The organism is Sphingopyxis granuli NBRC 100800 (assembly GCF_001591045.1).
Lineage (GTDB): Bacteria > Pseudomonadota > Alphaproteobacteria > Sphingomonadales > Sphingomonadaceae > Sphingopyxis > Sphingopyxis granuli.
On the sequence record NZ_BCUA01000141.1, the window covers coordinates 1 to 5,929 of the forward strand.

Annotated in this window: 4 protein-coding genes; all 4 read right to left on the bottom strand. The window is 68.5% G+C overall.

Translation table 11 applies throughout. From position 1 onward, the window contains the following. Positions 1 to 189: 189 nt before the first annotated feature. The 4 genes from SGR02S_RS18680 to aroC all read right to left on the bottom strand — a co-directional run bounded on the left by SGR02S_RS18680 (position 190) and on the right by aroC (position 5,868). Positions 190 to 1,515, bottom strand: a complete 1,326-nt coding sequence (locus SGR02S_RS18680; protein WP_067113625.1) for a dicarboxylate/amino acid:cation symporter — start codon at positions 1,513 to 1,515, stop codon at positions 190 to 192. Positions 1,516 to 1,568: 53 nt separating this feature from the next. Next, positions 1,569 to 2,915 (bottom strand): dicarboxylate/amino acid:cation symporter, encoded by a 1,347-nt coding sequence (locus tag SGR02S_RS18685; protein ID WP_067113628.1) that lies wholly within the window; start codon positions 2,913 to 2,915, stop codon positions 1,569 to 1,571. 99 nt (positions 2,916 to 3,014) lie between these two features. Further along, the gene (locus tag SGR02S_RS18690; protein WP_067113631.1) at positions 3,015 to 4,784 is read right to left on the bottom strand and encodes an SLC13 family permease; all 1,770 of its coding nucleotides are present in this window, start codon (positions 4,782 to 4,784) and stop codon (positions 3,015 to 3,017) included. Positions 4,785 to 4,791: 7 nt separating this feature from the next. Next, positions 4,792 to 5,868 carry a chorismate synthase gene (gene aroC / locus SGR02S_RS18695; RefSeq protein WP_067113634.1) on the bottom strand — a complete coding sequence of 359 codons (1,077 nt, stop codon included), beginning with the start codon at positions 5,866 to 5,868 and terminating at the stop codon, positions 4,792 to 4,794. Positions 5,869 to 5,929: the final 61 nt, after the last annotated feature.

Consider the following 5,929-nt stretch of genomic DNA (forward strand, 5'->3'; position numbering starts at 1 on the left):
CCCGGCGCCCGAAGCGGGTGCGCCGCCCCCGCGCGCCTCGCGGCCGGCCCCGCCACCCCGCGCCACCCCGCCCGCACGGCCGAGTGGTCCGGTGCGCGGTAGCCGGATCGAGCCCACCGGGCCGGTTCGCGAACAGTAGAATCTCCGCTCTCGCCCCTCTCCTTCGGGAGAGGGGCCTGAACGCCCGCGTCAGGCGGCCGGCTCCGCGCCCTCCGCATCGCCGACGCCCGCCGACACCACCGTCGCGGCGACGAGGTCGCCGACGACGTTCAGTGTCGTGCGGCACATGTCGAGGAAGCGGTCGACCCCCAGCACCAGCCCGATCCCTTCCGGCGGCACGCCGATCGAGGCGAGGATCAGCGCGATCACGGGCAGCGATCCCGCGGGCACTCCCGCCGTGCCGATCCCGCCAAGGATGCAGACGAGCATCACCATCACCTGCTGTTGCATCGTCAGGTCGACGCCGAAGAACTGCGCGAGGAAGATCACCGTCACGCCCTCGAACATCGCGGTGCCGTTCTGGTTGGCGGTGGCGCCGAGCGTGAGGACGAAGCGCGCCACCCGGTCGGGCAGGCGCAGCCCATCGTGCGCGACGCGCAGCGCGGTCGGCAGCGTCGCGTTCGACGAAGAGGTGGCGAAGGCCATCACGAAAACCTCCTGCGTCTCGCGGAAGAAGGCGAGCGGCGACTTGCGCGCGAGCAGCCGCAGCACGATGGGAAAGACCACGAACATCTGGAGGCCGAGCGCGAGCAGCACGACGCCGACATAAGCCGACAGGCGGACCATCAGGTCCCAGCCGAACTCGGCGGCCAGATTGAACATGAAACAGAAGATCGCGACCGGCGCAAGCTGGATGACGATGCCGATCAGCGTCATCGCGACCTCGAACACCCCTTCGATCGCGCTCTTGAGCGTCGCGGTCTGGGGGGTCTGCACGATCATCAGGCCGATGCCGAAGAACAGCGCGAAGAACATCACCGCCAGCACGTCGTTCTGGCTCATCGCGCCGATGAAATTGCTGGGGATGATCGCGACGAGCGCATCCATACCCGTCTTCGCCTCGCCCGCCTGGCTGGTGATCGCCTTCGCCCCGTCGGCGCCCTGCGCGATCAGCGTCCGGGCCAGCGCAGGGTCGACCCCCGCGCCGGGCTGGAGCAGGTTGACGAGCAGCAGGCTGATCGCCACCGCCACGGCCGAGACGCACACCGTATAGACCAGCGTGCGCACGCCGACCGACTTCAGCGCGCGCATCTCGCCCATCTCGGCCACCCCGACGATCAGCGCCGATACCAGCAGCGGGATGACGAGCATGAACAGCAGGCGCAGGAAAATCTGCCCGATCGGCCCCGTGACGTAAGCGGTGAGCGCATCGACCCAGCCGGCGTCGGCGGCGCCGTAATGCACCGCGAGGCCGGCGATCAGCCCCGCGGCGAAGCCGATCAGCATGCGCCATTGCAAGCGGCGGGCGCGCACCTCCTCGCTGCGCGCGCTCGCGCTCGCCGTCGTGTCGGCCATGATTCAGCTCCCTTGCGCGCCCGTGTCGGGGGGAGCGGCCGGAATGCTGGGCGTCAGGTGCGGCCGGCCGCGGGCGGGCCGCTATCCTCCACCATATCCTCCTGCAGCTCAAGCCCGCGCGCGCCGCGGTGCGCGGTCCGGCTCGGCGCGTGGGGGTAATCCATGTCCGCGGGATCGGCCGTTTCCAGCATCCCTTCCCACCGCGTGATGACCGACGTGGCGACCGCGTTGCCGACGACGTTGGTCGCCGACCGGCCCATGTCGAGGAACTGGTCGATGCCCAGGATCAGCGCGACGCCCTCGACCGGCAGGCCGAACTGCGCCAGCGTCGCGGTGATCACGACCAGGCTGGCGCGCGGCACGCCGGCGATTCCCTTCGACGTGATCATCAGCGTCAGCAGGATCAGTATCTGCGTCCCGATCGACAGGTCGATGCCATAGGCCTGCGCGATGAACAGCGTCGCGAAGCTCATGTACATCATCGACCCGTCGAGGTTGAAGCTGTAGCCGAGCGGCAGCACGAAGCCCGAGATGCGGCGCGGGACGCCGAAGCGGTCGAGCTGCTCGAACAGCTTGGGCAGCGCCGCCTCCGACGAGGCGGTCGAGAAGGCGAGCAGCAGCGGCTCGATGATATAGCGCACCAGCATCAGAATGCGCTTGCCCAGGAAGATCGCACCGAGCGCGAGCAGCACCACCCACAGCAGCAGCAGCCCGAAATAGAATTCGACGATCAGCCGCAGGAAATCGAGCAGGATACCCAGCCCGTTGACCGTGATGACGCCGGCGAGCGCGCCGAACACCGCAAAGGGGGCGAACAGCATCACATAGTTGGTGATCTGGAGCATCAGCTCGCCGAGCGCGTCGGCGGCGCGCACAAGCGGCGCACCGCGCTCGCCGAGCGCCGACAGGCCGACCCCGGCAAAGAGCGAGAAGACGAGGATCTGGAGGATGTCGTTCTGCGCCATCGCGTCGAAGATCGACTTGGGGAAGATGTGCATCACGAAATCGCGCAGGTTGAGCGCGTCGGTCTTGACCTCACCGATGTCGGCCATCGGCGTCAGGTCGAGCCGGACGCCGGGCTGGAGCAGGTTGACGAGCAGCAGCCCCAGCGACAGCGAGACGAGGCTGGCGGTGATGAACCACAGCAGAGCGCGCCCGCCGATGCGGCCGAGCGCCGCGCTGTCGCCCATGTTGGCGATGCCGGCGACGATCGTCGCCAGCACCAGCGGCGCGATGATCATCTTGATGAGCTGCAGGAAGACGTCGGCGAGCAGCTTGAAATAGCCGGCGACCTGCGTCGCCGCCTCCTTGTCGGCGCCGACCTGCGCATAGGAGATCGCCCCGGCGACGATGCCGAGGATCATGCCGATCAGGATGTAGAACGTGAGGCGTTTAGCCATGAAAGATGTTCCCCTTTTCCCGGATCGTCCGGGTCTGTTTTCGTGGTTCGGGTAACAGCCCGGCGGACCGCGGGCAATCACCGATGCGGCGAACGGCCGTCAGGGCGACCAGAAAGCCAGCGCCGTGCAGCCCGCGATCCCGGTCAGGATATTGAGCGGAACGCCGACGCGAACAAAATCGACGAAACGATAGTCGCCCGCCGCATAGACCAGGGTATTGGTCTGATAACCCACCGGGGTCGCGAAGCAGGCCGATGCTCCCATCATCAGTGCGATCAGCAGCGGATAGGGCGCCACCCCCGACACGTCGGCGATGCCGATGACCAGCGGCCCCATCAGCGCCGCCACCGCATTGTTGCTGAGCAGTTCGGAAAGCAGCATCGCGGAGAAATAGACGATCGCGATCACCGCCCATGGCGGCGCGTGGGTCAGCACCGGCTCGAGCGCGCCGACGACCAGCGCGACCGATCCCGCCGCCTCGAGCGCGGCGCCGACGGCGAGCATCGCGAAAATCAGGATCAACACGTCGCCGTCGATGCTCGCCCACGCCTCCGACGCGTCGATGCAGCGCGTCAGCAACACGATGCCGACCCCGATGAAGGCGGCGATACCGATCGACATCGCCCCCAGCGCCGACAGCAGCACCGCGCCGGCCATGACGAGGATCGCGATCCATGCCTTGCGACGTCGGAAGGCGGTGATCGAGGTCATCGCCACGCCGATCAGACCGGGATTGGCGCGCAGCCTTGCGATGTCGACCTCGTCGGCCTCGACCAGCAGCCGGTCGGCGGCGCGGATGCGGTTTTCGGACAGCGTCGGCCCGGGATTGTGGCGAAAGCGCGAGACGCCGAGAATGCGGACGGGCTGTCCCTGAAGGAAGGGGATTTCGCCCAGCCGACGGTCGATCTCGCGGTGACTGGGCGATACCGTCACCTCGGCGACCATCGCCTCCTTGTCGAGCTTGTCGCCGATGCCGATGCCGAAGCGGCCGCCGCCGCGCAGCGTCATCAGGCTGGCGCCGTCGATCCGCGCGACGATCCGGTTGCCCGCCGCCAGCACATGCGCGCGCGCGTCGGGACCCGTGATGAAGCGTCCACCGCTGATCACGCCGATCGGCGCGAAATCCAGATTCGCCTTGCCCAGCGCGCTGCCGATCGCCGGATCGTCCTCGCGCAGCGTCAACTCGGTCAGATAAAGCTGTTCGGACCCGTCGGCCTTTTCGGCGATGCGCGGCGAATCCGATGGCAGGAAACGCGCCATGACCAGCAGGCCGAGAATGCCCGCGCCGGCGATCGCAAGGCCATAGGGGGTGATGCTGAACAGGCCGAAGGGCTCGAGCCCCGCCTGCTCGGCGATGCCCGCGACGACGAGATTGGTCGAGGTGCCGACCAGCGTCAGGCAGCCGCCAAGCACCGCGACGATCGACAGCGGCATCAGCAGCCGCTTCGGCGACACGCCCATCGCCTCGGCCAGCCGGAAGCAGACGGGCATCATAACGACGACGAAGGGCGTGCTGTTGATGAAGCCCGACACGACCAGCCCGCCGCCGAACACCGCGACCACCGCGAGCCGCGGACTCCGCTTGGCAAGGTCGACGACATAATTGCCGACGCGGTCGATCACCCCGGTGCGGATCAGCGCGCCGGAGAGGACGAACATCGCCCCGACGGTCAGCGGCGCGCTGTTGGAGAAGACGCCGTAGGCGGCCTTTTCATCGAGCAGTCCGAGCGCGAGCATGACCCCCGCGCCCCCGACCGCGACGACCGAGGGCGGAAAGCGTTCCCACAGGAAGGCGATGAAGATGCCCGCCAGCAGGACCAGGCCGATGACGGCGCGGTGCGCGGCGATGAAGTCGGCGAGAAGCTCCACCCGCCCCCTATCCGCACTGCGCCCGGTGGAGCAGCTTGTGGTCGGCGAGGACGAGCGCCATCATCGCCTCGACGACCGGCGCGCCGCGGATGCCGACGCAGGGGTCGTGGCGTCCCTTGGTGACGATGTCGGCCGCCTCGCCGGCGCGGTTGATCGTCGGGACGGGCGTGAGGATCGAACTGGTCGGCTTGAAGGCGACGCGCACGACCACCGGCTGCCCGGTCGAGATGCCGCCGGCGATGCCGCCCGCATGATTCGACAGGAAATCGGGACGGTTGCTGCCGTCGCTGGCCGGGCGCATCGCATCGGCATTCTCTTCGCCGCGCAGGCGCGCCGCGTGGAATCCCGCGCCGATCTCGACCCCTTTTACCGCGTTGATCCCCATCATCGCGGCGGCGAGGTCGGCGTCGAGCTTGGCATAGATCGGGGCGCCCCAGCCCGCGGGCACTCCGCTCGCCGCGCATTCGATCACCGCGCCCAGTGAACTGCCTGCCTTGCGCGCGCCGTCCATCAGCGCTTCCCAGCGCTGCGCCGCGGCGGGATCGGGACAGAAGAAGGGATTGCGGTCGATTTCGTCGAGGTCGAAGTTGGCGGGATCGATCGCATCGCCGCCGATCTCCGCCACCCAGGCATGAATCTTCACCTCGGGGATCACCAGCCGCGCCACCGCGCCCGCGGCGACGCGCGCCGCCGTCTCGCGCGCGCTCGACCGGCCGCCGCCCCGATAGTCGCGGATGCCGTATTTGGCGTCATAGGCATAATCGGCGTGGCCGGGGCGGTAGGCCTGCGCAATCTCGCCATAGTCCTTGGACCGCTGGTCGACATTCTCGATCATCAGGCTGATCGGCGTGCCGGTCGTCCTGCCCTCGAACGTGCCCGACAGGATGCGCACCTGGTCGGGTTCCTGCCGCTGCGTCGTGTGGCGCGACTGGCCGGGTCGGCGCTTGTCGAGGAAAGGCTGTATATCCCCCTCCGACAGCGCAAGCCGCGGCGGGCAGCCATCGACCACCGCGCCGAGCGCCGGTCCATGGCTTTCCCCCCAGGTGGTGAAGCGCAGCACGCGTCCGAAGCTGTTGAAACTCATCGCCCCCTCTCCCCCTGGGGGAGAGGGAGGGGCCCGCGCGGCGCAGCCGCGTGGGAGGGTG